This window comes from Burkholderia sp. Bp8984 (genome assembly GCF_003853755.1).
Lineage (GTDB): Bacteria > Pseudomonadota > Gammaproteobacteria > Burkholderiales > Burkholderiaceae > Burkholderia.
In genome coordinates, this window is sequence record NZ_QTQN01000015.1 from 109,275 (window position 1) to 132,691 (window position 23,417).

Here is a 23,417-nt window from a genome sequence, read left to right on the forward strand (position 1 = left end):
GTCAGTCGGTCGTGGCGGGAGGGGGCGAAGCGGCGGGACCCAGGTCGGCATCCGGTAGCCAGAATACCGCACGCCCGTCCGGCGTGTCGCGCTCGTCGACCTCGACCGGCCGCAGGCGGCCGCCGCGGCACGGGCCGCCGACGCACTTGCCGGTATCCGGCGCGTAGATCGCGCCGTGCGTCGCGCACATCAGGTACAGGCCCGACGACTCGAAGAACTGCCCTTCGGCCCAGTCGAGCTCCATCGGCACGTGCGCGCAGCGGTTCAGGTAGCCGTATGCACGGCCTTCGTAGCGCACGAAGAACACGACCGCCTGCTCGCCGCGCAGCGTCGCATCGACGCGCACGCCGGCACCGCCGTCGGCCAGCGCGTCCGATGCGCACACGCGCACGGCATCCGGCGCCGCGCTCATGCGTGCTCCCGCAGCCACGCGGCCAGTGCGCCGACGTCCGGCGCGACGAAGCGCGGTGTCAGCGCGGCCAGCGCATCGGCCGTGTGCGCGCCGTACGCGACGCCGATGCCGGCCGCCCCCGCACTCGCGGCCATCTGCAGGTCGTGCGTGGTGTCGCCGATCATCACGGTACGCGCGAGATCCTGCCCCAATTCACGGGTCAATTCGTGCAGCATTGCCGGATGCGGCTTCGAGAACGTTTCGTCGGCGCAGCGCGTCGCATCGAACAGGCTCGTGAGCTTCGATTGGTCGAGCACGCGGTTCAGCCCGACCCTGCCCTTGCCGGTCGCGACCGCGAGCAGGTAGCCGGTATCGCGCAATTCCGCGAGCAGTTCGCGCACGCCGGCGAACAGCTCGATGCGCTGATCGTCCAGCAGGTAGTGATAGCGGTAGCGTTCGGCCAGCCGCGGATAGTCGGACGGATCGAGGGTCGGAGCAGTAATCTGCAGTGCATCGCGCAGGCCGAGGCCGATGACGTAGCGGGACGCCTCGTCCGACGGCGTGGGCAGGCCGAGATCGCGGCAGGCGGCCTGGATGCTGTGCGCGATGTGCGCAGTCGAATCCATCAGCGTGCCGTCCCAGTCGAAGACGATCAGATCAAATTGCTGTCGGGCCATGCGAGTCAGGCGGTATCGCGCAGAGCGCGGAGTTGATCGAGGAAGCGCCGGCATTCGTCCGGCAGCGGCGCATCGAACTGCAGCGCCTCGCCGGTCAGCGGATGCGCGAGCTTGAGCCGGTGCGCATGCAGGAACATCCGCTTGAGCGACGGTTGCGCGTTCGCGCGCGCCAGCGCCTTGTTCAGTGCGAAATCGCCATACTTGGCGTCGCCGGCGATCGGCAGGCCGAGATGCGCGAGGTGCACCCGGATCTGATGGGTCCGACCCGTTTTGAGTTCCGCCTCGACCAGCGCGTAGTCCGGCCAGCGCTCGATCAGGTTGAACACCGTGTGCGACGGCAGGCCATCGTCCTGCACGCGCACGCGCCGCTCCCCTTCCGGGGTCGAATACTTGAACAGCGGCGCCTTCACGGCACGGCGGCGGCCCCAGTCGGGCTGCCATTCGCCGTGTCCGCACGCGAAGTAGCGCTTGTCCATCCGGTTCTCGCGGATCTGCTCGTGCAGGCCGACGAGCGCCGTGCGCTTCTTCGCGAGCATCAGGATCCCGGAGGTCTCGCGATCGAGCCGGTGCACGAGTTCGAGGAATTTTGCGCGCGGGCGGGCCTGGCGCATCTGCTCGATCACGCCGAACGCGACGCCGCTGCCGCCGTGCACGGCGACGCCGGCCGGCTTGTTGATGACGAGCAGCGCGTCGTCTTCGTACAGCACCTCGAACTGCGCGGGCGGCACGATCGGCGTGTCGGCGCGCGCGAGGTCGGCCGCCGCCACCCGCACGGGCGGCACGCGGACGAGGTCGCCGAACGCGAGACGGTACTGGGCGTCGACCCGACCCTTGTTCACGCGGACTTCGCCGCTGCGCAGGATCCGGTAAATATGGCTTTTGGGCACGCCTTTACAGACGCGCAACAGGAAGTTGTCGATCCGCTGACCGGCCGAGTTTTCGTCGATCTGGATCATCGATACCTGGCCGCTTGCGACTGAATTCTGGGATATTTTGCCTAACTCATTCATACTGAATATAATTTTGCCCAGCCTGACGTTGAGGGTGGCCTGACAGGCCGGTCCCGACGGAATCGGGCAAGGCGCAAGCGCAAACCGTTATTTTACTTGCGCCGGGGGTCTGCTGCTCGCCCCTAATCAAAGAGATGCAGCAAGTTGCACGCACGGCGCCGGCCGTCGGCAAGGATCGCGCCCACAGGCGGATTCGGTCGACCAGGCGCCGCGGTAACGGAAAGTTGGTTGAAAAGAATTTGATCGGCAGCCCGACGGCGCGAGGTGCGTCCGCAGGCTGCCGGTTGCGAAAATACGGCGTTGCGCCCGATTTGGCCCCGCGAAGCGTGCGGGGCTTGGCGACGTCAAACCAGGGAAGTACACCCCAGGCGGGAAAGTCGGGCTGGATTCGATACTCCCCGCTGCGGCCCAAGCCGCAGCATCTGCCGCCCGTCGGCGCGCGCGACGCATTGCGCGCGCCCCGTGGCAGTGCCCCGGTCTCAGGCTTAGCGCGCTTTCGCAGCGTGCGGTGTGTGGACGCCGTGCTTTGAAGCCGTGTTCGCAGGTGCCCTATGGCCGCCGGCCCCGTCTTTCGGGCCCAAGCGCCTCTTCAGGCAATTCTCCCCGCCATCCTTCCCGCTCCAGCGTGCTTGTGACAACACAACAAGGTGCGGCCTGCCGTCGTTCCCGCCCTCGCGACTGACAACCGCGAGGCGCCGGCAGCAGAGCCGCCTGGAGTCGTTCATGAAACGCATGCTGTTCAATGCGACGCAGCAGGAGGAGCTGCGCGTCGCCATCGTCGATGGGCAAAAGCTCATCGACATCGACATCGAGACAGCCGGGCGCGAACAGCGCAAAGGCAATATCTACAAAGGTGTCATCACGCGCATCGAGCCGTCGCTCGAAGCGTGCTTCGTCAACTACGGCGAAGACCGTCACGGCTTCCTGCCGTTCAAGGAAGTCGCCCGCCAGTACTTCAAGGAAGGCATCGACATGCGCTCCGCGCGCATCCAGGATGCCCTGCGCGAAGGCCAGGAGCTGATCGTCCAGGTCGAGAAGGAAGAGCGCGGCAACAAGGGCGCCGCCCTCACGACCTTCATCTCGCTCGCCGGCCGCTACCTCGTGCTGATGCCGAACAATCCGCGCGGCGGCGGCGTGTCGCGCCGGATCGAAGGCGACGAGCGTCAGGAACTGCGCGAAACCATGGCGCAGCTGCAGATTCCGGACGGCATGAGCATGATCGCCCGCACCGCGGGCATCGGCCGCAGCGCCGAGGAACTGCAGTGGGACCTGAACTACCTGCTGCAGCTGTGGCGCGCGATCGAAGCGGCGTCGCAAAGCGGCAATGCCGGCCAGCCGATGCTGATCTATCTGGAATCGAGCCTCGTGATCCGCGCGATCCGGGACTATTTCCAGCCCGATATCGGCGAAATCCTGATCGACACGACCGAGATCTACGATCAGGCCCGTGCGTTCATGGACATCGTGATGCCGGACAACGTGTCGAAGGTGAAGCGCTACCACGACGACGTGCCGCTCTTCTCCCGCTTCCAGATCGAGCACCAGATCGAGACCGCGTACTCGCGCACGGTGCCGCTGCCGTCGGGCGGCGCGATCGTGATCGACCACACCGAGGCGCTCGTCGCGATCGACGTGAACTCGGCGCGGGCGACCAAGGGCGCGGACATCGAGGAAACGGCGACCCGCACGAACCTCGAGGCGGCCGACGAAGTGGCCCGCCAGCTGCGCCTGCGCGACCTCGGCGGCCTGATCGTCATCGACTTCATCGACATGGAGTCGGCGAAGAGCCAGCGCGAAGTCGAGCAACGCCTGAAGGACGCGCTCAAGCACGACCGTGCGCGCGTGCAGATGGGCAAGATCTCCCGCTTCGGCCTGATGGAACTGTCGCGCCAGCGCCTGCGTCCGGCCCTGTCGGAAGGCAGCCACGTGACGTGCCCGCGCTGTAACGGCACGGGCCACATCCGCGATACCGAATCGTCCGCGCTGCAAGTCCTGCGGATCATTCAGGAAGAAGCGATGAAGGAAAACACCGCGGCGATCCATTGCCAGGTGCCAGTCGAGGTGACCGCCTTCCTGCTCAACGAAAAGCGTCAGGAAATCAACAAGATCGAGTCGCGCTTCAAGGTCGGCATCGTGCTGATCCCGAACAAGCACCTCGATACGCCGCATTACAAGCTCGAGCGCCTGCGCCATGACGACGCGCGCCTCGACGATCCGCGCGCGTCCTGGAAGATGGCCGAGGAAGCCGCCCGCGAACTGGAGTCGGAAACCGGCTACAGCAAGCGCGCGGCCGACGTGAAGCCGAAGCAGGAAGCGGCGGTCAAGGGCATCACGCCCGAGCGTCCGGCACCGAGCCCGGCACCGCAGCGCCCGGTCGAGCCGGTTGCGGCACCCGCACCGGTCGCCGCGGCGAGCGGCGGCTTCATCGGCTGGCTGAAGGGTCTGTTCGGCATGTCGCCGGCTCCGGCGCCCGCGCCGATCGCACCGGCGCCGGCCAAGGAACAGGCTGCCCGTCCGGCCCGCGAGCGGACCGAGAAGACCGAGCAGCGCGGCGGCGATCGCAACCGCAATCGTCGTGGCGGCGCCCAGCAGGCTCAGGGTGGTCGCGACCAGGCAGCGGCAGGCCGTGGCCAGTCGCAACGCCAGGAACGCGAAGGCAAGGAAGCGCGCGAGCCGCGTGAACCGCGCGAGGGTCGCGAACCGCGTGAAGGCCGCGAGCCGCGCGAAAGCCGTGAAGGTCGTGAGGGCCGCGAAGGTCGCGAGGGCCGTGGCCCGCGCGAAGGCCGCGAATCGCGCGAGCCGCGTGAAAGCCGTGAGCCGCGCGAACCGCGCGAGAACCGCGAACCGCGCGAGCGCACCGAGCAGCCGGAAGCCGTCGAGGCAGCCGGCCGCGGCGAGCGCCAGGAACGCGGCGAACGTCGCGAGCGCGGTGAGCGCCGCAAGCCGACGCAACACGCGGCTACGCTCGAGACCGTCACCCGTGGCGAGAACCATCCGGAAGCGGAAGCCGACCAGGCCGCAGCCGTCGCCCTGCCGGGCGCCGATGTCGCAGCCGACGCGGAAGCCGGCGCACGTGACGGCGAGGAACGTCGTCGCCGCCGCCGCGGTCGCCGCGGCGGTCGTCGCGAGCGCGAGGACGAAGGCGCAGTCGTCGACCACGCCGAGCAAGGCGCGGACGGCGAAGCCGTGCAAGCTGTGACGACGGAAGCCCCGAGCGCGTTCGAGCCGGCCCATACGGCCGCACCGGTCGCCGTGGCAGCGGTCGCCGCAGCGGGCGCCGTGGTAGCCGAGGCCGCAGTCGAACAGCGTGCCGAAGCGGTCGAGCCGGCCGTGGTCGAGCCGCAACCGGCACCGGTTCGCGTCGAAGCGACGCCGGTCGCGCCGATCGAGCCCGCCCCGGTCGCACCGGTCGCCGAATCGGTACCGGTCGCGCCGGCCGCTGCTCCGGAAGCCGGCCCGGCACCGGTCGCGGTGTCGCCGACCGATGCGTTCGAAGTGCCGGCTGCCGTCGAAGCGCCGCAGTTCGCGCCCGTCGAGCAAGCCGCACCGGCATCGGTCGCCGCGGTTGAAGTCGCTCCGGCACCGGTCGCCCCAGCACCGGTCGCGCCGGCAGCCGTCGAACCGGCTCAGGTCGAACCGGCCCCGGTCGAAGCCGTTGCCGCGCCCGCGCCGGCGCCGGTTCAACCGGCCGCTGCGCCCGCTTCGGCGAGCCTCGACGTCGTGCTGGAACAAGCCGGCCTCGTGTGGGTGAACACGGATGCCGCCAAGTTCCGCGCTGCCCAGGAAGCCGCGTCGCGCCTGCCGCGTCCGGCCCGCGTGCCGCGCGAGCGCAAGGCGCTGCCGCCGGTCGATACGACCCCGATGCAGCAGGTCGAGACGTCGCACCATTAAGCGGCGCATCGCCCGACCAGGAAAAGCCCGCCTCCGGCGGGCTTTTTCATGTCCGCGCTGCGGGTTTCCGCCCACCGGCCCGGCCGGCCGCTTGCGGCTAAAATAGAAGACTGGCTCGCACTTCTTTCAACATGTCCCGACGCATCATTCCCCTCGCCGACGTCAGCGGGATGCCGGATATCTCCGGCGTCGCGCATACCCCTGACGGCGCCCTGGCCGACACGTTCGCCAGGCCGCTGCGCGACCTGCGCATCTCGGTGACGGATCGCTGCAACTTCCGTTGCGTGTACTGCATGCCGCGGGACGTGTTCGACAAGGACTACCCGTTCCTGCCGCACAGCGCCCTGCTCACGCACGAAGAGATCGAGCGCGTGGCACGGCTGTTCGTCGCACACGGCGTCGAAAAGATCCGGATCACCGGCGGCGAGCCGCTGCTGCGCAAGAACCTCGAGTTCCTGATCGAGCGCCTCGCGCGCCTGACGACCCACGACGGCCGCCCGCTCGACCTGACGCTGACCACCAACGGCTCACTGCTCGCGCGCAAGGCGCGTGCGCTGAAGGATGCCGGCCTCACACGCGTGACGGTCAGCCTCGACGCGCTCGACGACACGCTGTTCAAGCGCATGAACGATGCCGACTTCGCGAGCGCCGACGTGCTCGACGGCATCTTCGCCGCGCAGGCCGCGGGCCTCGCGCCGGTCAAGGTCAACATGGTCGTGAAGCGCGGCACCAACGACCGCGAGATCCTGCCGATGGCCGAGCGCTTCCGCGGCACCGGCGTGATCCTGCGCTTCATCGAATACATGGACGTCGGCACGTCGAACGGCTGGAACATGACCGAAGTGCTGCCGTCCGCGGACGTCGTCGCGCGGATCGCCGAGCAGTTCCCGCTCGTGCCGCTCGAGCCGCACACGGCGGCGGAAACCGCGCAGCGCTGGGGCTATGCGGACGGCAGCGGCGAAATCGGCGTGATCTCGAGCGTCACGCAGGCATTCTGCGGCGACTGCACGCGCGCGCGGCTGTCGACCGAAGGCAAGCTGTACCTGTGCCTGTTCGCGTCGACCGGCCATGACCTGCGCGCACTGGTGCGCGGCGGCGCGAGCGACGCCGAGATCGCGACCGCGATCGCCCGGATCTGGCAGGCCCGCACCGACCGCTACTCGCAGCTGCGCGGCAGCGCGGCCGCCGACGCCGCGCCCGACGGCGCCGGCAAGCGCGTCGAAATGTCGTACATCGGCGGCTGACGCGCGCCGCCCGCCCCGCTTTCCCGCGATGTCCGCTTCCGCCTCGCCTTCCATCACCGGCCTGCTGCTCGCGGGCGGGCGCGCGACGCGCATGGACGGCGCAGACAAGGGCCTGCAGCTGCTCGACGGTACGCCGCTCGCGCTGCACGTGCTGCGCCGGCTCGCGCCGCAGGTCGACGAGACGCTGATCAGCGCGAATCGCAACGCCGCGCGCTACGCCGAACTCGGTGCGCCGTTCGATGCGCGCATCGTACCGGACGAAACCCCCGATTTCCCCGGCCCGCTCGCGGGCCTGCTCGCCGGCATGCGCGCGGCGCGCGCACCGCTCGTCGTGTGCTCGCCGTGCGATACGCCCTATTTGCCGGCCGACCTCGTCGCGCGGCTGCACGCGGCACTCGACGCGCAGCAGGCCGACATCGCGATGGCGGTGACCGTCGACGCGCACCACGCGCGTTCGCCGCAGCCGACCTTCGCGCTGCTGCGCGCGTCGCTCGCCGACGATCTCGCGGCCAGGCTCGCGGCCGGCGAGCGCAAGGTGCGTGCGTGGTACGCACGCCACAAGACGGTCGAAGTCGAGTTTCGCGACGAGCGTGCGTTTTACAATGCCAATTCCTGGCAGGAACTTGCCGCGCTTGCCCGCCGCTGACGGCACCGGCATCCGTTCCCGCCCGCCGCATGCGCCTTCGCGCTTCGGCGCCCTCCGCGGGCCACCGGCCACGAACCCGATACGCCTCGCGGCGCAGTCCGACTGATGATCACGCAATCCTCGCCCGCCTCCCGAACCGCACCCGATTCCGCGGCCCCGCTGTCGCTCGCCGATGCGCAGGCGCTCGCGTGCCGGTTCGCGGTGCCGGTCGACGCGTGCGAAACGGTACCGCTGCATGACGCCCTCGACCGCGTGCTCGCGGCCGACGTGAATGCGCCGTTCGACATTCCCGCATACGACAACTCGGCGATGGACGGCTACGCATTCGACGGCAGCGCAGTCGCGCTGGCAGCGGCCGCCGACATCGCGCTGACGGTCGCCGGCACGGCACTCGCCGGCCATCCGTTCGATGGGGCCGTGGTGCCCGGCACGTGCATCCGCATCATGACCGGCGCGGCGATGCCGGCCGGATGCGACACGGTCATTCCGCAGGAACGCGTGCGCGTCGACGGCGACGTCATCCGCTTCGCCGCACACGAGGTCGCGCGCGGCGCAAACTGCCGCCGGGCCGGCGAAGATCTCGCGCGCGGCGCCTGCGCGCTTGCCGCCGGCCGCATCCTGCGCCCGTCCGATCTCGGCCTGCTCGCATCGTTCGGATTGCGCGAAGTCACGGTGCGCCGCCGCGTGCGCGTCGCCGTGTTCTCGACCGGCGACGAACTGCGCGAACCCGGCGAGCCGCTCGGCCGCGGCACGCTGTACGACAGCAATCGCGGGATGCTGGTCGCGATGCTCGAAAGGCTGCACATCGACGCACTCGATCTCGGGATCGTCCGCGACGATCCGGCCGCGCTCGAACGCGCATTGCACGATGCGATCGCCGCACAGGCCGACGCGGTGATCACGTCCGGCGGCGTATCGGTCGGCGAAGCCGATTTCACGCGCGACGTGATGGCGCGGCTCGGCGACGTGACCTTCGCGAGCATCGCGCTGCGGCCCGGCCGGCCGCTCGCGTGCGGCACGCTCGCGCGTGCGGGCGACGGCCGCGTGCTGTTCTTCGGGCTGCCCGGCAATCCGGTCGCCTCCGCCGTGACGTTCTACGCGATCGTGCGCCCCGCACTGCTGACGCTGGCCGGCGCGCACACGCCGCCGCCGGCGATGTACACGGCACGCAGCACGCAGGCGCTGAAAAAGCGTCCGGGCCGTACCGAATACCTGCGTGCGATCGCGACGCGCGCAGCCGACGGCCAGTGGCACGTCGCGCCGGCCGGTTCGCAGAGTTCCGCATCGCTGAGCGGCCTCGCGGCCGCCAACTGTTTCATCGTCCTGGGCCACGATTCCGCGGCAATCGACGCGGGCGCCCCGGTCGACATCCTGCCGCTCGACGGCCTGATCTGAATTCCAATCGGTATATTTCTACGGGGGCAATCCGCACATGAAGAAACAAATCTCGTCGATCGCCGCGGGGCAGACCGCGAAGGCGCTGATCCTCGTCTACCTGACGTTCAGCGTGCCGATCGTGCTGCTCGGCATCCTGGTCGCGTACATCCGCTACGGGATGGTCGAACTGAGCACGATCCTGAGCGCGCTGCTGCTGAACGCGATCCTCGGTTTCGTGCTGCTGTGGATCGCCTGCCACGCGTACAACTGGGTCGCGTCGCGCTTCGGCGGCATCGAGATCGTGCTGTCCGATCCGCCGGAGGAAGCGTGAGCGGCACACCGCTGATCCGCGCGGCGCAAGCGCGCGACGTCGGCGCGATCCTCGCGCTGATGCGCGAGCTGGCCGAGTTCGAAAAGCTCACGCACATGTTCGTCGCGAGCGACGCCGACCTGGCCGACGCGCTGTTCGGCGAACGCCCCGCCGCCGAAGCGCTGGTGGCCGAGCGCGACGGCGCGATCGTCGCGTATGCGCTGTTCTTCCACAACTATTCGACGTTCCTCGGCCGGCGCGGGCTGTATCTCGAGGATCTGTACGTGCAGCCGTCGCAGCGGGGCACGGGCCTCGGCACCGCGATGCTGCAGCACCTCGCGGCACTCGCCGTCGAGCGCCGCTGCGCTCGCTTCGAATGGTCGGTGCTCGACTGGAACCAGCCGGCGATCGACTTCTACGAGAAGATGGGCGCGACCGTGCTGCCGGAGTGGCGCATCGTGCGCGTCACCGGCGACGCACTGGACGCGCTCGCCGCACGCTGAACGCGCGCCGGCTACGCCGGTCGCCGTGTCAAAGGAAAACGGGCGCCGCGGCGCCCGTTTTTCGTTCCAGCCGGTTTCGGCTGGGTGCATCATGCGGGATGCGTCATGCGTCGTCCGCATCGGCGCCGTCGGCGGCTTCCGCGCCGAGCAGCCCGGCCGCCGTCTCGCCCGGCAACGCCTCGACCTGTTTCAGCTTGCGGTTCATCACACGGGTGCGCTGCTCGGCAGCCTCGATCGAACGCGTGACCGTCTCGAGCTGCGCCTTCGTGCGTGCGAGCACGTCGCCAAACTTTCCGAATTCGGTCTTCACCGCACCGAGCACCTGCCATACCTCGCTCGAGCGCTGCTCGATCGCGAGCGTGCGGAAGCCCATCTGCAGGCTGTTCAGCAACGCGGTCAGTGTGGTCGGCCCGGCCACCGTCACGCGATAGTCGCGCTGCAGCAGGTCGGTCAGCCCCGGGCGGCGCAGGATCTCCGCATAAAGCCCCTCGGTCGGCAGGAACAGCAGCGCGAAATCGGTCGTATGCGGGGGCGCGACGTACTTCTCGGCGATCGTGCGCGCTTCCATCCGCACGCGCGCCTCGAGCGCACGGGCCGCCTCCTCGACCGCCACCGAATCGGCACGCTCCTGCGCATCGATCAGGCGCTCGTAGTCCTCACGCGGAAACTTCGCGTCGATCGGCAGCCACACCGGCGGCGCGTCGCGCGTGCCCGCGTCGCGTCCCGGCAGCCGGATCGCGAACTCGACGCGTTCGCTGCTCTTCGGCACCGTCGCGACGTTCTTCGCGTACTGGTCGGGCGTGAGCATCTGCTCGAGCAACGCCTCGAGCTGCACCTCGCCCCAGGTGCCGCGCGTCTTCACGTTGGTCAGCACCTTCTTCAGGTCGCCGACGCCGGCCGCGAGCGTCTGCATCTCGCCGAGCCCGCGGTGCACCTGCTCGAGCCGGTCCGACACGAGCTTGAACGATTCGCCGAGCCGCTGCTCCAGCGTCGCATGCAGCTTCTCGTCGACGGTGCGGCGCATCTCCTCGAGCTTCGCCGCGTTGTTCGTCTCGATTTCCTTCAATCGCTGTTCGAGCGTCGCGCGCACTTCGCCGATCCGGCGATCGTTGGCCTCGGTCAGCTGTGTGAGCTGCCGGTTCAGCGTGTCGCCGAACAGACGCAGCGCGACCGTCTGCTCTTCGCGCGCCTGCTGCGCCTGGCGCTGCACGCTCTCGCGCATCGCGTCGAACTGCTGCGCGTTGCCCGCGACCAGCTTGCCGAGCTGTTGCGCGAAACCGTCGATCTGGTTGTTCTGCACGGTCGCGATGCTCGTCAGCTGCGTCGCGAGCGTCTGCTGAAGCTGCGAGAAACTGCCGGCCAACTCGGTGCGCGAACCACGCGCGTTCTCGACGATCTCGCCGCGCAGCTCGCGTTCGAGCCGCTCGACCGCAAGCGCCTGCGCGTGCGCGGCGTCCTCGATCTGGTCGCCGAGCACGGCCGCGTCGTCGTGGCGGCCGCCGCCGCGCACGATCGCGACGATCGCCACCGCCAGCGCGACGGCCAGCACGACGACCGCCGCCAGCAACAACATCGTCGTCATGCGCGCGGCTTCCCGATCACGTCAGGGTTGATCGGATTCGGCGGCTGCCCCGCGCGCGGCCCTTCGCCCAGCGCGGCGATCAGGTTGTCGGCCGCGAGGTTCGCCATCGCGCGGCGCGTCTTTTCGGTCGCGCTCGCGATATGCGGCGTCAGCACGACGTTCGGCACCTCGAGCAGCGCCGGGTGCACGCTCGGCTCGCCTTCGAACACGTCGAGGCCGGCCGCGGCGATCGTCCCGTCGCGCAGCGCGACGGCCAGCGCGGCGTCATCGACGATGCCGCCGCGCGCGATGTTGGTCAGCGTCGCGGTGGGCTTCATCTTCGCGAGTTCGGCCGCGCCGATCGTATGATGGTTCTCCTTCGTGTATGGCAGCACGAGCACGACGTGATCGGCGCGCGTGAGCAGCGCATCCTTCGACACGTATTCGGCGTTCAGCTCGGCCTCGATCTCGGGCGCGACCCGCGACCGGTTGTGATAGATCACCTGCATCCCGAAGCCGCGCGCGCGGCGTGCGAGCGCCTGGCCGATGCGCCCCATGCCGATGACGCCCAGCGTCGAGCCGTAAATGTCGCCGCCGAGGAAACCGTCGTACGCCCACTTCTGCCAGTGCCCGGCGCGCAGCCAGTGCTCGGATTCGGCGATCCGGCGCGCGGCGGCCATCATCAGCGCCCAGCCGAAATCCGCGGTCGACTCGTTCAGCACGTCGGGCGTGTTGGTGCCGAGCACGTTCGCCGCGTTGAATGCGGCCATGTCGAAGTTGTTGTAGCCGACCGCCATGTTCGACACGACGCGCAGGCGCGGCGCCGCCGCGAGCGCAGCCGCGCCGACCGGGTCGCCCGCCGTCAGCGCGCCGTCCTTGTCCGCGAGACGCGCGGCGAGCGCATCGGGGGCGAGCGCGTCGCCGTTGTTCCAGTCGACTTCGAAATACTGCTCGAGCCGTTCGATCACGTCCGGAAAGATCGGACGTGCGACCAGGATCTTCTGCATCGCCATCTCCGCATGCCGCGGCCGGAACGCGGCGCATCGTGCGCCGCCCGAACCGTCCGCGCTTGGTTGAAAATCGTCAGCCTACGCCGTGAAGAAGATCCACGACGTCAGCAGGAATACAGGTACCAGTATGGCGAACGCCCAGCCGAGATACGCGAAGAAGCTCGGCATCTTCACGCCGCGCGATTCCGCGATCGCCTTCACCATGAAGTTCGGCGCGTTGCCGATGTAGCTGTTCGCGCCCATGAACACCGCTCCCGCGGAGATCGCGGCGAGCGTCGTCGCGCCCGCCGTCATCAGCGCTTGCGCGTCGCCGCCCGCGAGGTTGAAGAACACGAGGTAGGTCGGCGCGTTGTCGAGGAACGACGACAACAGGCCGGTGGCCCAGAAGTACATCGCATCGATCGGCTTGCCGTCCGACCCCGTCACGAGATGGACGATCTGCGCGAACGCACCGTCCGCCCCCGCGCGCAGGATCACGATCACCGGCGCGATCGTCACGAAGATTCCCGCGAACAGCTTCGCGACCTCCTCGATCGGCGCCCAGTTGAACGCGTTGCCTTCGCGCGCGGAGCGCGGCGTCAACGCAAGCGACGCGAGTGCCACGACAACCAGCGCGACGTCGCGCACGAGATTCTGCAGCGCGACGTGCGTGCCCCACACGTCGAACGTGATGCCCGGCTTCCAGATGCCGCTCATCAGCACGAGGCCGATCACGGCCGCGAGCAGCACGAAGTTGACCTTGCCGTCGATCGACAGCGCGCCATCGTCAGGTGTCGGGTCGAGCACGACCGGCCGCTCCTCGCCGCCCTTCCGGTAGAAGTACGTATCGAGCACGAAGAACAGCGTCAGCAGCACCGCGCAGATGAACAGCATCGGCAGCGCGAGATGCGTGGTCGTCCAGAAGAAGCTCACGCCGTTCAGGAAGCCGAGGAACAGCGGCGGATCGCCGAGCGGCGACAGCGAGCCGCCCGCGTTCGCGACGAGGAAGATGAAGAAGATCACGACGTGCACGACGTGCTTGCGATTGTCGTTCGCGCGCAGCAGCGGCCGAATCAGCAGCATCGCGGCGCCCGTCGTGCCCATCACGCTCGCGAGCAGCGTGCCGAGCGCGAGGATCGCGGTGTTCAGCTTCGGCGTGCCGTGCAGATTGCCGTTGACGCAAATGCCGCCGGCGACCGTATACAGCGCGGTCAGCAGCACGATGAACGGGATGTACTCCTCGAGCAGCGCGTGCACCAGCGTTCCGAACGCCGTGCCCGCGCCGAACGCGACCGCGAACGGGACCAGAAACGCGATCGCCCATGCCGCGGCGATCTTGCCGAAGTGGTGATGCCAGAACACCGGCGCGACGAGCGGGAACACCGCGATGGACAGCAGGATCCCGGCGAACGGGATGCCCCAGAGTGCGGACAGCGTGGCACCGTCGAGCGTGGCGGCCGATGCGAGCGCGGGAACGGCGCCAAGCGCGGCTCCCGACGCCATGCCCGCCCAGGCGGCATGTCGTTTCATGCAGAACTTCCTTGTGCGAGTGAGTCGAGTGAGGATCGAGCGGACGCGATCGTCATGCACCGCGCACGACGATCGCGTGAACGCGGTACGGGCCGTGTGCGCCCAGCACGATGGTCTGCTCGATATCGCCGGTGCGCGACGGGCCCGATACGAAATTGACCGCGCGCGGCAATTCGCCGCGCTCCGCGCGAATCAGCGCGAATGCGTCTTCATGGCCCGCGACGATCCGCGACGCCGGCACGATCGCGATGTGGGTTTCCGGCAGCAGCCCGGCCGATGCATAGGTGTCGGGGCCGGACAGCAGCACCAGCGAGCCCGTTTCGGCGGTGGCGCAAAAGCAGCCGGTGAGGCCGACGAGATCGCCGTCGCGCGGCTTGCGGCATTCGACCGACAGGCCGGCGCCGGCCCAGTCGAGCTCGGCCAGCGTGCGCCATGCGACGGCCTGTAGCGGCAAGCCGTGAGCGGAAAGATAGCGGGCAGCGGCGGCGGGCGCGTCGGCCAGCGTCGCGACTTCGTCGACCGTCGTCGACAGGCGCGCCGCTTCATCGACGAATGCGGCGACGAGGTCGGCCGGCATCGGCGGCCGCGGCCCCTCGGGATGGCGGGCGAGATAGTCGGCGACGCCGTCGCGCTCCGCTGCATCGGGTTCGGGCGCGCGTCCTTGCGCCGCGCGAATGCGTGCGAGGATCTGGCGACGGGCAGCGGAAGTGTCCATGAACGGTCCTCGTGACGTTGGCGTGCGATACCGTCGGATTATACCGGCCGCCCCCGCCGCGACGCACCTCGCCGGACGGCCGACGCTTGCTACGATGCGGCGTCGTCGGCCGGCTGCGCGATGCCGAACACCTGGCGCAGGTACGCGAGATACGCCTTGTCGTCGCACATGCTCTTGCCCGGCGTATCCGACAGCTTCGCGACCGGCTGCCCATTGCAGCGGACCATCTTGATCACGATCTGCAGCGGCACGTAACCGAGATCGTTCGTGAGGTTGGTGCCGACGCCGAACGCGAGCTTGCAGCGGCCGCGGAACCGTTCGTACAGCTGCATGACCTTCGGAATGTCGAGCGCGTCGGAGAACACGAGCACCTTGGTGCGCGGATCGCAGCGGTTCGCCTCGTAGTGGCGCAGCATGCGCTCGCCCCACTCGAACGGATCGCCCGAATCGTGGCGCGCGCCGTCGAACAGCTTGCAGAAGTACATGTCGAAGTCGTTCAGGAACGCGTCCATCCCGTAGACGTCCGACAGCGCGATCCCGAGGTCGCCGCGATACTCCTTCGCCCACATCTCGAAACCGTAGGTCTGCGAATCGCGCAGCCGCGGGCCGAGTGCCTGGCAGGCCTGCAGGTATTCGTGCGCCATCGTGCCGAGCGGCGTCAGGCCGTGCTTCATCGCGTAGAACACGTTGCTCGTGCCCGCGAACTGCGGCCCGAGCCCGTCGCGCAGCGTCAGCGCGACCTCTTCGTGCCAGACCTTCGAGAAGCGCCGGCGCGTGCCGTAGTCGGCGATCTTGCAGTCGGCGAACTCGGGCTTCGCGCCGAGCAGCTTGATCTTCTCACCCAGCCGCTCGCGGCCTTCGCGATAGTCGGGCTCGCGCTGCGTGTTGCGGAAATAGACCTCGTTGACGATCGCGAGCACCGGGATCTCGAACAGGATCGTGTGCAGCCACGGCCCTTCGATCACGATGTCGATCTCGCCGTTGCCCTTCGGCGAAGGCGTGATCGAGATGTACTTCTCGTTCAGGTGGAACAGCGCGAGGAAGTCGACGAAGTCGCTCTTGATGAAGCGCATGCGCCGCAGGTAGTCGAGTTCGTCGTCGGTGAAGCGCAGCGCACACAGGCCGCGCACCTCGTCGCGGATCTCGTCGATGTACGGCACGAGATCGACGCCGGGCGTGCGACACCGGAACCGGTACTCGACGTTTGCGGCAGGAAAGTGATGCAGGACGACCTGCATCATCGTGAACTTGTAGAGATCCGTGTCGAGCAGCGAAGTGATGATCATGTTTACGGCACCGCCAATATCGTGACAGGGCCCCGGCGCACCGCGCGCCGCCCGGTCTGTCGGCCATGTTACCCGAATGCGGGCCCGACCATCGTGAAACCGCCCTGCCCGACGCGCCGGGCGCGCGGCCGCACGCGCCGCGCCCGCCGCCAGCCCCATAAACTAATCACGAAACGATATAAGCCGGAAAGCCGACCACGCCATGCGGGTTTTGCGCTTCAGTTACAATGCCGCTTTTGGCGCACACGCCACCCCATATATACCGCCAAGCAGGAGCGTTTTAATGACTCACGTTGTGACCGAAGGCTGCATCAAGTGCAAATACACGGATTGCGTGGATGTGTGCCCGGTGGATTGCTTCCGTGAAGGTCCCAACTTTCTCGCCATCGATCCGGACGAGTGCATCGACTGCGCCGTGTGCGTCGCCGAGTGCCCGACCAATGCGATCTATGCCGAAGAAGACGTTCCGGGCGACCAGCAGCAGTTCACCGCGCTGAACGCCGAGCTGGCGAAGGACTGGCCGTCGATCACGAAGACCAAGCCGGCACCGGCCGACGCGGACGAGTGGAAGGACGTGCAGGACAAGCTGCACCTGCTCGAGCGCTGATCGCGCAGCGGCGCTGCAAAAATTTTTTGGTGCGCCGCCGCTCAAAAGTGTTGACAGGTTAGCGAACACTCCATATAATCTCGTTTCTCTGCTGTTGTTGTTTGTTCCCCGATAGCTCAGTCGGTAGAGCGCCGGACTGTTAATCCGTAGGTCCCTGGTTCGAGCCCAGGTCGGGGAGCCAAAAAACAAAGGCCCGTTGAAAGTGGACGGGTTTTTTGTTGGTTACCGAACACGCAAGCAGATGTACCGATTTATTCCCCGATAGCTCAGTCGGTAGAGCGCCGGACTGTTAATCCGTAGGTCCCTGGTTCGAGCCCAGGTCGGGGAGCCAGACAGCGAAAGGCCCGTCATTCGACGGGCCTTTTGTTTTTCCGGCGCCCGCCGGTCACCGCCGCGCATGCTAGAGTTTCTGTCCCGCATTCGCATCCGGTTCCGTCGATGAAGCACCGCCTCCTTTCCGCCGCGTCGCTCGCCCTTCTGCTCTCCGCCTTTGCCACCGCGCCGCTCGCGCACGCGGAGGAAGTCGGCAGCGTCAACACCCATTTCCGCGTGACGGGCTCCGACCGCGTGGTCGTCGAAGCGTACGACGATCCGCTCGTGACGGGCGTCACCTGCTACGTGTCGCGGGCGCGCACCGGCGGGATCAAGGGCACGCTCGGCGTCGCCGAGGATCCGAGCGAAGCGTCGATCGCGTGCCGGCAAGTCGGCCCGCTCAGCTTCAAGGAGCCGCTCAAGCAGCAGACCGACGTGTTCAGCGAACGAATGTCGTTCATCTTCAAGACGCTGCACGTCGTGCGCGTGGTGGACAAGAAGCGCAACACGCTCGTCTACCTGACCTACAGCGACCGCATCGTCAGCGGCAGCCCGAAGAACGCCGTGACCGCCGTGCCGATGCCGGCCGGCACGACGATTCCGGTCAAGTAAGCCCGCGCCGGCCGGGCGCGCGAGCGCTACACTGTCGATTCGACCGCCCTCGCGCCCGACCATGTCCGCCCCCCGCCTTCTTCCGGACTCCGCACGTTACTGGCGCACGCCGCTGCTACCGGACGCGGATCTGCTCACCGCCACCTATCGCGACCATACGTTCGCGCCGCACTGGCACGACGCGTACACGATCCCCGTGATCCTCGAGGGGGCGGAGCGCTACACCTGTCGCGGCAGCGGCCATGTCGCCGAAACGGGCACCGTGCCCGTGATCAATCCCGGCGAAGTGCACACCGGCTCGCGCGCGACCGACGAAGGCTGGTGCTATCGCGTGAGCTACGTGCCGGTCGACTACATTCGCGCGCTCGCGAGCGCGATCGCGGGGCGGCCGCAGGATGCGCCATGGTTCCCGTCCGACGTGATCCGCGACACCGATCTCGCGGCACGGCTCGCGCTGGCCCACCGGATGATGGAGGCCGGCAGCGAACGCATGCCGCCGTTCCACCCCCACGAGCAGCCGGCCGCCAATGATCCGGCCGCCGCGGCACCGCGCGTCTACGATCCGCTCGCCGCCGAAACGGCGATGCTCGATGCGCTGTCGACACTGATCGCGCGCCATGCCGACGCGCGGCTGCAACCGGCGGCGCTCGCGGCAGACGAACCGCGCGTCGACGCGATGCGCGAACGGCTGGCCGCCGATCTCACGGGCACGGTCACGCTCGACGACGTCGCGCAGGCCGCCGGCCTGTCGCCGTTTCACGCGGCGCGCCTGTTCACGCGCACGACCGGGATGCCGCCACATGCGTGGCGCAACCAGCTGCGGCTGCAGCGCGCGCTTGCGCCGTTGCGCGCGGGCGTGCCGATCGCCGATGTCGCCGCGGCCAGCGGCTTCGTCGACCAGAGTCACTTCACGCGGCATTTCAAACGAATGTTCGGCGTGCCGCCCGGACGCTGGCAGGCGCGCTGACGCCCTTCCCTGCATTCGACGACGGACGGCAACCCGCACGCACGCAGCGCCATCGGCACCCGCGCGGGCGCAAGAACATACAAGCCGCCGCTGCATCACCCCGCTATCCTCCATTTCATGGAGACGCGCCCCTTGAACCCCACACCCACACCTACGCCCCCGCCTCGCCGCCCGCTCAACGAGTGGCTCGACGGCGCACGCGACACGATCCCGATGATGATCGGCGCGGCACCGTTCGGCGTGATCTTCGGCACGCTCGTCGGCGGCGGCCCGCTCGCCGCATGGCACGGCGCGCTGATGTCGCTCGCGGTGTTCGCGGGCTCCGCGCAATTCATCGCGCTCGGCCTGATCGCGGGCAGCGCGAGCTTCGTCGTCGTGCTCGCGACGACGCTGATCGTGAACCTGCGTCACCTGCTGTACAGCGCGACGCTCGCGCCGTACGTCGCGCACCTGCCGCTGCGCTGGCGCGCGACGCTCGGCGCGCTGATGACCGACGAGGTGTTCGCGGTCGCCTACGCGCACTACCGCCACTTCCCGCCCGGCGCGATCGGCCCGCACTACTTCTTCGGCTCGGGCCTCGCGATGTACCTGAACTGGCAGGTCTGGACGCTCGCGGGCATCGGCTTCGGCGCGGCCTTCCCGGGCCTCCAGTCGCTCGGCCTCGATTTCGCGATGGCGGCCACCTTCATCGCGATCGTCGTCCCGCAGCTCGGCACGCTGCGCTATCTGGCGGCCGCCGCGACGGCCGGCACGCTCGCGTACTTCTGGCAGGGCTGGCCGTACAAGCTCGGGCTGCTGGGCGCGGTCGCCGCCGGCGTCGTGGTCGGCGTCGCGCTCACGCTGCTGCACGAGCGTTCGCGCACCGCTTCACGCACGGAGGCCGCATCGTGAGCTACGCGCTGCTGATCCTCGGGATGGCCGTGATCACCTATGCGATCCGGACGACGCTGTTCCTGTTCGGCGAGCGGCTGACCTTCCCGCCGCTCGTGCGAACCGCGCTCGGCTTCGTGCCCGTCACCGTGCTGACTGCGATCATCGTGCCGATGACCGTCTCGCCGCACGGCGGCACGGCCGAGCTGACCTGGCGCAATCCGCAGCTGGTCGGCGCGCTCGCCGCCGTGCTCGTGTCGGCGACGACACGCCGGCCGCTCGTGACGATCGCGGTCGGGCTCGCGGTGTTCTTCTTCTGGCAAGGGGTCGTGATGCCGCACTGGCTGCCGGCCTGAGCGGACCTCGCCGGCCGCGCTCAAGTTTCCGCCCGGCGCGCCGATATAGGAAGTGAAGACCCGCCATCGGCCTCGGCGCGAACCGGTCCGTCGACGCCGCGCCCGCACCGGTGCGCGATGTCGGCCGCCGGCCCGCGCGGGCCGCCATCGAGACGATTCATGGGCCAGATCACCCTTTCCCTCAAGGACGACACGCTTGCGTCCCTGCGCAAGGACTACGACGCGTTCGTGCGCGTGTCGCTGAAACTCGACCCGCAGTTCGCGACGCCGTCGTTCGAGGATTTCCTGCGCGCCAAGCTGCTCGACAACATGGTGCCGCTGACCGAGCACGCCGTGCAGCGGATGCTCGAGGGCGGCCAGTACGCGTGGGCGAAGCGCACGCTCGACAAGGAATTCCCGGACGTCGTCGCGATCCTGATGCGGCAGGCCGGCGAATTCGGCTTCGGCTTCGCGTCGCGCTCCGAATGGACGCCCGACGAGCTAGCGAAGGCGTGCCGCGACTGGGCCAAGGCGATCGTCGCCGAAGCGCAGGGCGATGCGTCGCTGGTCGATCCGCTCGCGGCGCAGATCAAGAGCGCGGTCCACGACATCCAGGCGCTCGAGGAATCGATGCAGACGCCCGCGTGGCGGCTCGCGGAATCGCTGCGCCAGCGCATCTACGAGGCGAAGCTCGCGTGCGAGATGAGCGTCGGCAGCGCCGCGCGCGACAAGCTCGGCGAACTGCGCGGCCTGCTGCGGCTCGGGCTCGCGCACGGCTCGTTCCAGAAACAGGAAGCGCAGCAGATCATGGAATATCTGCGGCTGCTGAAGCCCGAGATCTTCGTCGACGAGCCATACGACGTATTCACGCGGCTCGCCGCGTGGCTGCGCAGCGTATTTACCCCGTCCGCGGCACGACCGGCACACGGACCGGGGCCGGAGCAGCGCCGGCCGTGACGGCCCGCGTCCACGCATGAAGAACGGCCCGGTTCGCGCGAAGCGAACCGGGCCGCCGGTCGATCGCCGTCACGACGCGCCGTCCGGGGCGAGCGTCGTGCGACGTCGGGGTGCCGCTTACTGCGCGGCGCCCGAGGCCGATGCACCGCCCTGCACGCCGGCCGACGCACTGCCTTCGACCGCTTCGTCGCCCACCTTCGACTTCGCCGAGCCGGCGTGATGCTTGGCCGACTTCGCCGCATGCTTCGCGTGCTTCTTGGTCGAGTGGACCGACGACGCCGCCGTATCCTTCGCGCCGTCGGCTGCCGCGCCAACCGCATCGGTTGCGCCGCCGACCGCGTTGCCCGACGCATTCGCGCCGGCACCACCCTGCATACCCGCGTCTGCGCCTGCCCCCGCTGCCGGCGCCTGCGTCTGCACGCCGGCGCCTGCGGTGCCCTGCGCCGCGACGCCGGTCTGCGCGAATGCGGCCGAAGTGGCGAACGCCGTCAGCGCGGCACCAATCAGCATCGTACGAATCTTGGACATGACAATCCTCCTCAAGAAGTTGTGGGCGCGGAGCGCATCGATACGCTCCGTCGCGTCCCCTGCCGCGACACGCAGCAGGTACGATGAAAGACCCGCGGGCGGCACGGCCGGTTCTCGAATCTCTCAGACTGTTACCCACCGTTTCATTTGCTGACGAATCGCTCACAGTCCTTAACAGCTACGGTGCGCAAACATGCGCGCGCGGCCGCACTCGCGCGCGGGCCCGCGGTGCCGTATGATGCGGGGCGATTCCTCCCGCGCGTCGCGCGCCTCCTTCGTCATGCCCAACCTGGATTTCACGCTGACCGGCGAATACGTCGAGCTGCACAACCTTCTCAAGATCACCGGCCTCGCCGACAGCGGCGGCACCGCGAAGATGTTCGTCGCGTCCGGCGCGGTGAAAGTCGACGGCGTGGTCGAACTGCGCAAGACCTGCAAGATCCGCGCGGGCCAGGTCGTGCTGTTCGGCGATACGCGGATCGCGGTTCACGACGCATAGCGGTTCCCCCTCACCGTGACATGGCCATCGGCGCGCGCGTTCGACACCGTTCGAATAAAGCCGTAAGCTAGCCGTCTCTCAAAATAAATACAGACAGCGCGGGCCCGCACCCGCGCGAGCGCCCATTCCATGTCGCATTCCGGTCTTACGCGGACGGCCGCCGCGCCGCCGTCGCTGTCCAGTCACGCCGCCGATACCGCGCGCCTCGCCGCGCCGCTCGCGATCGCACAACTCTCGCAAATGGCGATGAGCGTCACCGACACGGTGCTGCTCGGCTCGCTCGGCCCCGATTCGCTCGCGGCGGGCGGCCTCGGCGCGAACTTCTTCTTCGTCATCGTGACCGTGCTGCAGGGTGTGCTGTCGTCGGTCAGCGTGAGCGTCGCGCATGCGCGCGGCGCGCAGGCGGAACACCGCGTGCCGCACATCTACTGGACCGGCTTCGTGCTGTCCGTGCTGCTCGCGATTCCGGCGATCGTCGCGCTGTCGCTGTCCGAGCCGATCCTGCTGATGTTCCACGAGCCGCCCACGCTCGCGCGTCACGTCGGCGAGTACACCGGCATCCTGCGGTTCGCGGCGCTCGGCAGCCTGATCGGCGTCGGGCTGATGCGCGCCTTCCTGCCCGCGATCGGCGCCGCACGGCGGCTGCTGTGGGTGTCGATCGGCGGCGTCGGCGTGAACGGCGTGCTGAACTACGGGCTGATCCACGGCGCCTTCGGCTTGCCGCGGCTCGGCTTCCTCGGCTCGGCGGTCGCGACGACCATCACCATCTGGCTCACCGCGCTCGCGCTGATCTGGCTGCTGCACGGCCGCCAGCGGTTCCGCCATTTCGTGACCGCCGCCCGCCCGAAACTGCCGATGATGGGCGAGCTGATCGGCATCGGCTGGCCGGTGGCGATCACGTACGGGGTCGAATCGACGCTGTTTCTCGCCACGGGCCTGACCATCGGCGTGCTCGGCGCGACGTCGCTTGCCGCGCACCAGATCGCGCTGAACGTCGCGTCGGTGGCGTTCATGGTGCCGCTCGCGATCGGCCAGGCCGCCAACGTGCGGGTCGGCTACTGGGTCGGCGCCGGCCAGCCGGTCGCCGCGCGGCATGCGGGCTTCGTCGCGCTCGGCCTCGGCGTCGCGTTCATGTCGCTGTCGGGGCTCGTGCTGATCGTCGTGCCGCATGCGATCGTCGGCCTGTACCTCCAGCTCGACGATCCGGCCAACGCGGCGACCGTGTCGCTGGCCGCGTCGCTCCTCGGCATTGCCGCGGTGTTCCAGATCGTCGACGGCATGCAGACCGTCGGCTCGGGCGCGCTGCGCGGACTGCGCGATACGCGCATCCCGATGCTCGCGGCGACCCTCGGCTACTGGGGCATCGGCTTCCCGACCGGTTACTGGCTGGCGTTCCATGCAGGCCTTGGCGCACGCGGCCTGTGGTGGGGGCTCGCGGCCGGCCTCGCGAGCGTCGCCGCGCTGATGGCCTGGCGCTTCCATTTGAAGAGCGCATCGCTCGTCGCATCGACGCGCTAAGCGCGACGACACGACGCAAAATCGCGGCCGGCGCTATGCTTGTCGGTTGAAGACCCAACGCGTCGCGCCAGCGGCGCGACTG

The 23,417-nt window shown here is 68.7% G+C and carries 23 protein-coding genes and 2 tRNA genes; 16 read left to right on the top strand and 9 right to left on the bottom strand.

Going from position 1 to position 23,417, the window contains the following annotated elements:
• Position 1: 1 nt before the first annotated feature.
• Genes DID98_RS17350 through DID98_RS17360 form a run of 3 tightly spaced genes read right to left on the bottom strand, consistent with a single transcriptional unit; the run spans position 2 to position 2,078 of the window.
• A complete protein-coding gene (locus DID98_RS17350; RefSeq protein ID WP_124487462.1) occupies positions 2 to 412 on the bottom strand; it encodes a Rieske 2Fe-2S domain-containing protein in 411 nt (136 codons plus the stop codon).
• Positions 409 to 1,068, bottom strand: coding sequence for an HAD-IA family hydrolase (locus tag DID98_RS17355; protein ID WP_044844782.1), 660 nt, complete (start codon positions 1,066 to 1,068; stop codon positions 409 to 411). Before DID98_RS17355 ends, DID98_RS17350 begins: the two co-directional genes overlap by 4 nt.
• 5 nt (positions 1,069 to 1,073) lie before the next feature.
• Complete coding sequence (locus DID98_RS17360) at positions 1,074 to 2,078, bottom strand: RluA family pseudouridine synthase (RefSeq protein ID WP_124571079.1); 1,005 nt, start codon at positions 2,076 to 2,078, stop codon at positions 1,074 to 1,076.
• Between the two features lie 723 nt (positions 2,079 to 2,801).
• Here DID98_RS17360 and DID98_RS17370 point away from each other — a divergent pair.
• The 6 genes from DID98_RS17370 (at position 2,802) to DID98_RS17395 (ending at position 10,049) form a co-directional block, all read left to right on the top strand.
• Positions 2,802 to 5,969, top strand: a complete 3,168-nt coding sequence (locus DID98_RS17370; protein WP_124571097.1) for an Rne/Rng family ribonuclease — start codon at positions 2,802 to 2,804, stop codon at positions 5,967 to 5,969.
• Between the two features lie 131 nt (positions 5,970 to 6,100).
• The gene (moaA, locus tag DID98_RS17375) at positions 6,101 to 7,213 is read left to right on the top strand and encodes a GTP 3',8-cyclase MoaA (RefSeq protein WP_124487465.1); all 1,113 of its coding nucleotides are present in this window, start codon (positions 6,101 to 6,103) and stop codon (positions 7,211 to 7,213) included.
• A gap of 28 nt (positions 7,214 to 7,241) precedes the next feature.
• Positions 7,242 to 7,859 carry a molybdenum cofactor guanylyltransferase MobA gene (gene mobA, locus DID98_RS17380; protein WP_124487466.1) on the top strand — a complete coding sequence of 206 codons (618 nt, stop codon included), beginning with the start codon at positions 7,242 to 7,244 and terminating at the stop codon, positions 7,857 to 7,859.
• A 105-nt stretch (positions 7,860 to 7,964) separates the two neighbouring features.
• Positions 7,965 to 9,254: a gephyrin-like molybdotransferase Glp gene (gene glp, locus DID98_RS17385; RefSeq protein WP_124571080.1), complete on the top strand. Its 1,290-nt coding sequence runs from the start codon at positions 7,965 to 7,967 to the stop codon at positions 9,252 to 9,254.
• 37 nt (positions 9,255 to 9,291) lie between these two features.
• Positions 9,292 to 9,567 (top strand): hypothetical protein, encoded by a 276-nt coding sequence (locus tag DID98_RS17390; protein WP_006476519.1) that lies wholly within the window; start codon positions 9,292 to 9,294, stop codon positions 9,565 to 9,567.
• Positions 9,564 to 10,049, top strand: coding sequence for a GNAT family N-acetyltransferase (locus DID98_RS17395; protein ID WP_124571081.1), 486 nt, complete (start codon positions 9,564 to 9,566; stop codon positions 10,047 to 10,049). The genes DID98_RS17390 and DID98_RS17395 overlap by 4 nt, the downstream gene beginning before the upstream one ends.
• A 103-nt stretch (positions 10,050 to 10,152) precedes the next feature.
• On the opposite strand, the gene DID98_RS17400 is transcribed toward DID98_RS17395, so the two are convergent.
• The 5 genes from DID98_RS17400 to pncB all read right to left on the bottom strand — a co-directional run bounded on the left by DID98_RS17400 (position 10,153) and on the right by pncB (position 16,130).
• Positions 10,153 to 11,631, bottom strand: coding sequence for a DNA recombination protein RmuC (locus tag DID98_RS17400; protein ID WP_124487469.1), 1,479 nt, complete (start codon positions 11,629 to 11,631; stop codon positions 10,153 to 10,155).
• On the bottom strand, positions 11,628 to 12,617 hold the full coding sequence (locus DID98_RS17405; protein ID WP_124521900.1) for a D-glycerate dehydrogenase: 990 nt from the start codon (positions 12,615 to 12,617) through the stop codon (positions 11,628 to 11,630). The genes DID98_RS17400 and DID98_RS17405 overlap by 4 nt, the downstream gene beginning before the upstream one ends.
• Positions 12,618 to 12,698: 81 nt before the next feature.
• Positions 12,699 to 14,129 carry a sodium:proton antiporter gene (locus DID98_RS17410; protein ID WP_124571082.1) on the bottom strand — a complete coding sequence of 477 codons (1,431 nt, stop codon included), beginning with the start codon at positions 14,127 to 14,129 and terminating at the stop codon, positions 12,699 to 12,701.
• 52 nt (positions 14,130 to 14,181) lie between these two features.
• Positions 14,182 to 14,844 carry a lactate utilization protein C gene (locus DID98_RS17415; protein WP_124571083.1) on the bottom strand — a complete coding sequence of 221 codons (663 nt, stop codon included), beginning with the start codon at positions 14,842 to 14,844 and terminating at the stop codon, positions 14,182 to 14,184.
• Positions 14,845 to 14,933: 89 nt separating this feature from the next.
• Positions 14,934 to 16,130 carry a nicotinate phosphoribosyltransferase gene (gene pncB, locus DID98_RS17420; RefSeq protein WP_124521381.1) on the bottom strand — a complete coding sequence of 399 codons (1,197 nt, stop codon included), beginning with the start codon at positions 16,128 to 16,130 and terminating at the stop codon, positions 14,934 to 14,936.
• A 283-nt stretch (positions 16,131 to 16,413) separates the two neighbouring features.
• On the opposite strand from pncB, the gene fdxA reads away from it, so the two are divergent.
• The 8 genes from fdxA (at position 16,414) to DID98_RS17465 (ending at position 20,790) form a co-directional block, all read left to right on the top strand.
• Complete coding sequence (fdxA, locus tag DID98_RS17430) at positions 16,414 to 16,737, top strand: ferredoxin FdxA (protein WP_011351384.1); 324 nt, start codon at positions 16,414 to 16,416, stop codon at positions 16,735 to 16,737.
• Between the two features lie 105 nt (positions 16,738 to 16,842).
• Positions 16,843 to 16,918 (top strand) — tRNA-Asn (locus tag DID98_RS17435).
• A 74-nt stretch (positions 16,919 to 16,992) separates the two neighbouring features.
• Positions 16,993 to 17,068, top strand: a tRNA-Asn gene (locus DID98_RS17440).
• 107 nt (positions 17,069 to 17,175) lie between these two features.
• On the top strand, positions 17,176 to 17,661 hold the full coding sequence (locus tag DID98_RS17445; RefSeq protein WP_044844793.1) for a CreA family protein: 486 nt from the start codon (positions 17,176 to 17,178) through the stop codon (positions 17,659 to 17,661).
• A 61-nt stretch (positions 17,662 to 17,722) separates the two neighbouring features.
• Positions 17,723 to 18,628, top strand: coding sequence for an AraC family transcriptional regulator (locus tag DID98_RS17450; RefSeq protein WP_124571084.1), 906 nt, complete (start codon positions 17,723 to 17,725; stop codon positions 18,626 to 18,628).
• Between the two features lie 117 nt (positions 18,629 to 18,745).
• Complete coding sequence (locus tag DID98_RS17455; RefSeq protein WP_044844795.1) at positions 18,746 to 19,519, top strand: AzlC family ABC transporter permease; 774 nt, start codon at positions 18,746 to 18,748, stop codon at positions 19,517 to 19,519.
• Entirely contained in the window at positions 19,516 to 19,854 is a 339-nt protein-coding gene (locus tag DID98_RS17460) for an AzlD domain-containing protein (RefSeq protein WP_044844796.1), read from the top strand. Before DID98_RS17455 ends, DID98_RS17460 begins: the two co-directional genes overlap by 4 nt.
• A 159-nt stretch (positions 19,855 to 20,013) precedes the next feature.
• On the top strand, positions 20,014 to 20,790 hold the full coding sequence (locus tag DID98_RS17465; protein WP_044844797.1) for a DUF4088 family protein: 777 nt from the start codon (positions 20,014 to 20,016) through the stop codon (positions 20,788 to 20,790).
• Between the two features lie 117 nt (positions 20,791 to 20,907).
• Here the strand turns inward: DID98_RS17465 and DID98_RS17470 are convergent, their stop codons facing one another.
• A complete protein-coding gene (locus DID98_RS17470) occupies positions 20,908 to 21,318 on the bottom strand; it encodes a hypothetical protein (RefSeq protein WP_124487477.1) in 411 nt (136 codons plus the stop codon).
• 280 nt (positions 21,319 to 21,598) lie between these two features.
• On the opposite strand from DID98_RS17470, the gene DID98_RS17475 reads away from it, so the two are divergent.
• Both DID98_RS17475 and norM read left to right on the top strand, forming a co-directional pair.
• Positions 21,599 to 21,817: an RNA-binding S4 domain-containing protein gene (locus DID98_RS17475; RefSeq protein ID WP_006753074.1), complete on the top strand. Its 219-nt coding sequence runs from the start codon at positions 21,599 to 21,601 to the stop codon at positions 21,815 to 21,817.
• 129 nt (positions 21,818 to 21,946) lie between these two features.
• Positions 21,947 to 23,335 (top strand): multidrug efflux MATE transporter NorM, encoded by a 1,389-nt coding sequence (gene norM, locus DID98_RS17480; protein ID WP_124487478.1) that lies wholly within the window; start codon positions 21,947 to 21,949, stop codon positions 23,333 to 23,335.
• Positions 23,336 to 23,417: the final 82 nt, after the last annotated feature.

Excerpts from the sequence above, each read along its gene's own strand:
- DID98_RS17350 (WP_124487462.1), bottom strand. The coding sequence starts at position 412 with ATGAGCGCGGCGCCGGATGCCGTGCGCGTGTGCGCATCGGACGCGCTG.
- DID98_RS17355 (WP_044844782.1), bottom strand. The coding sequence starts at position 1,068 with ATGGCCCGACAGCAATTTGATCTGATCGTCTTCGACTGGGACGGCACG.
- DID98_RS17360 (WP_124571079.1), bottom strand. The coding sequence starts at position 2,078 with ATGAATGAGTTAGGCAAAATATCCCAGAATTCAGTCGCAAGCGGCCAG.
- DID98_RS17370 (WP_124571097.1), top strand. The coding sequence starts at position 2,802 with ATGAAACGCATGCTGTTCAATGCGACGCAGCAGGAGGAGCTGCGCGTC.
- moaA (WP_124487465.1), top strand. The coding sequence starts at position 6,101 with ATGTCCCGACGCATCATTCCCCTCGCCGACGTCAGCGGGATGCCGGAT.
- mobA (WP_124487466.1), top strand. The coding sequence starts at position 7,242 with ATGTCCGCTTCCGCCTCGCCTTCCATCACCGGCCTGCTGCTCGCGGGC.
- glp (WP_124571080.1), top strand. The coding sequence starts at position 7,965 with ATGATCACGCAATCCTCGCCCGCCTCCCGAACCGCACCCGATTCCGCG.
- DID98_RS17390 (WP_006476519.1), top strand. The coding sequence starts at position 9,292 with ATGAAGAAACAAATCTCGTCGATCGCCGCGGGGCAGACCGCGAAGGCG.
- DID98_RS17400 (WP_124487469.1), bottom strand. The coding sequence starts at position 11,631 with ATGACGACGATGTTGTTGCTGGCGGCGGTCGTCGTGCTGGCCGTCGCG.
- DID98_RS17405 (WP_124521900.1), bottom strand. The coding sequence starts at position 12,617 with ATGCAGAAGATCCTGGTCGCACGTCCGATCTTTCCGGACGTGATCGAA.
- DID98_RS17410 (WP_124571082.1), bottom strand. The coding sequence starts at position 14,129 with ATGAAACGACATGCCGCCTGGGCGGGCATGGCGTCGGGAGCCGCGCTT.
- DID98_RS17415 (WP_124571083.1), bottom strand. The coding sequence starts at position 14,844 with ATGGACACTTCCGCTGCCCGTCGCCAGATCCTCGCACGCATTCGCGCG.
- pncB (WP_124521381.1), bottom strand. The coding sequence starts at position 16,130 with ATGATCATCACTTCGCTGCTCGACACGGATCTCTACAAGTTCACGATG.
- fdxA (WP_011351384.1), top strand. The coding sequence starts at position 16,414 with ATGACTCACGTTGTGACCGAAGGCTGCATCAAGTGCAAATACACGGAT.
- DID98_RS17445 (WP_044844793.1), top strand. The coding sequence starts at position 17,176 with ATGAAGCACCGCCTCCTTTCCGCCGCGTCGCTCGCCCTTCTGCTCTCC.
- DID98_RS17450 (WP_124571084.1), top strand. The coding sequence starts at position 17,723 with ATGTCCGCCCCCCGCCTTCTTCCGGACTCCGCACGTTACTGGCGCACG.
- DID98_RS17455 (WP_044844795.1), top strand. The coding sequence starts at position 18,746 with ATGGAGACGCGCCCCTTGAACCCCACACCCACACCTACGCCCCCGCCT.
- DID98_RS17465 (WP_044844797.1), top strand. The coding sequence starts at position 20,014 with ATGGGCCAGATCACCCTTTCCCTCAAGGACGACACGCTTGCGTCCCTG.
- DID98_RS17470 (WP_124487477.1), bottom strand. The coding sequence starts at position 21,318 with ATGTCCAAGATTCGTACGATGCTGATTGGTGCCGCGCTGACGGCGTTC.
- DID98_RS17475 (WP_006753074.1), top strand. The coding sequence starts at position 21,599 with ATGCCCAACCTGGATTTCACGCTGACCGGCGAATACGTCGAGCTGCAC.
- norM (WP_124487478.1), top strand. The coding sequence starts at position 21,947 with ATGTCGCATTCCGGTCTTACGCGGACGGCCGCCGCGCCGCCGTCGCTG.